The organism is Mesorhizobium sp. M7A.F.Ca.MR.362.00.0.0 (assembly GCF_004023175.1).
GTDB lineage: Bacteria > Pseudomonadota > Alphaproteobacteria > Rhizobiales > Rhizobiaceae > Mesorhizobium.
On sequence record NZ_RZTF01000358.1, the window covers coordinates 340 to 2,674 of the forward strand.

Sequence of the window (2,335 nt, forward strand, 5' to 3'; positions counted from 1 at the left end):
CCCCAGGAGTGCAGGAACCTGCACATAGACAGCAAGGCTGCGGCAATGTCTTGCTTATTCGCAAAATCTGAAAAGGTTGAGCAGCGCAAACGGCAACAGCCCACGCCGCGTCATGCAGGCTTCACGGCCAGGAACGTGTTCCATTCTTCGCTATCGCGGCCGACGTTGAAATCGTCCCTGATGAGGACGAGCCCGGCGCCTTCGAGACGGGCCGCGAAGTCGTCCCTGCGCCAGTAGACCGTATGATATTCGCCTGATGTCTCGCCGTCGCCATTGCGCATCGAGACGAGAAAGGCGCCGCCCGGCCGCAGCGCCCCGGCTATCTTGGCAAGCACCTGGTCGGTCTCGTCGCGAGGCACATGGATGAGGACGCACAGGGCCAGAACTGCGTCGTAGGGGCCGCCGAGATCATCGGTGATGAGATCGAGCAACTCGCCATGCTTGCCACGCGCGGCCTGCAGTTCCAGGAACCGCTTGGTCGCGTCGGTGCGCCGGACTTTGACACCCAAACTCTCCAGAAAATCCGCGTCGTATCCGGCTCCGGACCCGACTTCCAAAATCCGGCCGCCTGTGCCGGCAATCGCCACCAGGCGCTTCAGCGATGCCTGCTCCTTCACGTTGGGGACATGGCGCACGATGGCATCATATTGTTCCGCATAATCCTCGTAAGCGCTGATCGTTTGACGGCTCTGCGCCAGAGCCTCCGATGACACACCCATCTTTCCTCCCATGCGTCCATGTCGGTCAAAGAGCCGGACACTTTCCTCAGCCAATGCTGCCGGCCGAAGCGTGTCCATCGAGCAGTCCGATATCGCGCTTGCCCAGACCGCGGGCATCAGGCAGAGCGGAGCGCGCCGGGACTGACGACTGTCTCAGTTGGCGTCGGCTACAGTCTGCCGGCCGCCGGCCCAGGCGCGCCATTGCCGTTCGTCGCCATGGAAGACATTGAGGTCTATGCGGCCGGTGACGCCGTGCGACAGGCCGGAGCCGGAATACTGCCAGAACAGCCATTTGCGGCCGGGATAGACCTTTGACGGATGCTGGGCCACGGCACGCAGCCAGAACGGATAGTCGAGGAATTCGCCCCTGAGATTGTCGCGGTAGAAATCGGGCGCGGTGTAGATGATGGGACGTTGGCCGTAATGCCGCTCCAGCTTGTCCATGAACACCTGCATCTTTTCCAGCACCTTTTCGCGCGACGGCCGCCGCTTGCAGCTGGACTCGCCGTTCCATTCGACGTCGATCACCGGCGGCAGTGCGCCTTCGACCCTGGGCACGTTGCGGATGAACCAGTCCGCCTGCTCGCCGGCCGTGCGGCACCAGTAGAAGAAATGGTAGGCGCCGCGCTTCAAGCCGGCGGCGTCGGCGCTGCGCCAGTTTTTCATGAACATCGGATCGAGGTGGTCGCCACCGTCGGTCGCCTTGATGTAGGCGAAGTTGGCGCCCTGGGCCCGCAATTTGTCCCAGTTGCAGTTGACGTTGCCTTGCCAACGCGAGACGTCGACGCCGTGCACTGCAAGCCGGCGAGGCGAACCCTTGCCGAAATTGATCGGCTTGGCGTCGCGAAATCCGTAACGGGTGAGCGGCCCGGCCAGCATGGCCGGTGCCGCGCGGGTCAACAGCTTGGGCGGCGACACCAAGGCTGCCGGCTCGACCGGCAGCCCGCCGACATCAGGCACTTGGGGATCAGGCACGTCGGGTGCGGCAAACACCCCTGTCTCTTCCTCCTCCGCCAAACCGAACGGGCGCGTTTTTTCCCCCGGACCGTTGTCAGACATGGGAGCCAATCCGGCCCTTGCCGCTCTGTTGCCCCTTGCCGCCGGAGCAGCGGCGATCGGTGCCGGCGGCCGGATCACGGAACTGGTGGTCTCGTTGGACGGTTTCTGCAAATCCAGCGCGTCGACGCCGGCCGTCGACGAGCAGCCGGCAAGGCATAGCGATGCGATCAAAAAACTGACGACGCCCGGAATCCGCATCTGGACCTGTACTCAAAACACAACAGACCGAGGGCAAAACGACAGCCGACGGACAAACCGGATCAGTTATGAATGAGAAATTACCAATAAAGTTTGAATCAAGTTTTTTTCGCCCATACCGCGTGCGGGTAAGCGCGATGGAAACCGGCTAGGATTTTTTGAAAACGCCGATCATCGGCCCGAGATTCCAATAGTCGTCTTTGCGGCCGATGGCAGGCGCAAACAAACTTGATATCGTGCCGTCGAGGAACAGCGCGTTGTCGCAGCCGAGCGCATCGCGGAACAGACGGGCGAAGGCATGGAAGGTCACCGTGCCATTCGAAATCGCAAAAACCGCGACGCCGTCCTTTCGCACCCCG

At 62.1% G+C, this 2,335-nt stretch carries 3 protein-coding genes; all 3 read right to left on the reverse strand.

Features of this window, described 5'->3' with window-relative positions; translation table 11 throughout:
• Positions 1-110: 110 nt before the first annotated feature.
• On the reverse strand, positions 111-719 hold the full coding sequence (locus EOC06_RS29770; protein WP_128309474.1) for a class I SAM-dependent methyltransferase: 609 nt from the start codon (positions 717-719) through the stop codon (positions 111-113).
• A gap of 153 nt (positions 720-872) precedes the next feature.
• On the reverse strand, positions 873-1,976 hold the full coding sequence (locus EOC06_RS29775; protein WP_128309475.1) for a GH25 family lysozyme: 1,104 nt from the start codon (positions 1,974-1,976) through the stop codon (positions 873-875).
• Positions 1,977-2,124: 148 nt separating this feature from the next.
• The coding region (locus EOC06_RS43855) for a phosphodiester glycosidase family protein (RefSeq protein ID WP_245470201.1) at positions 2,125-2,335 on the reverse strand (211 nt) is incomplete at its 5' end.

Excerpts from the sequence above, each read along its gene's own strand:
- EOC06_RS29770 (WP_128309474.1), bottom strand. The coding sequence starts at position 719 with ATGGGTGTGTCATCGGAGGCTCTGGCGCAGAGCCGTCAAACGATCAGC.
- EOC06_RS29775 (WP_128309475.1), bottom strand. The coding sequence starts at position 1,976 with ATGCGGATTCCGGGCGTCGTCAGTTTTTTGATCGCATCGCTATGCCTT.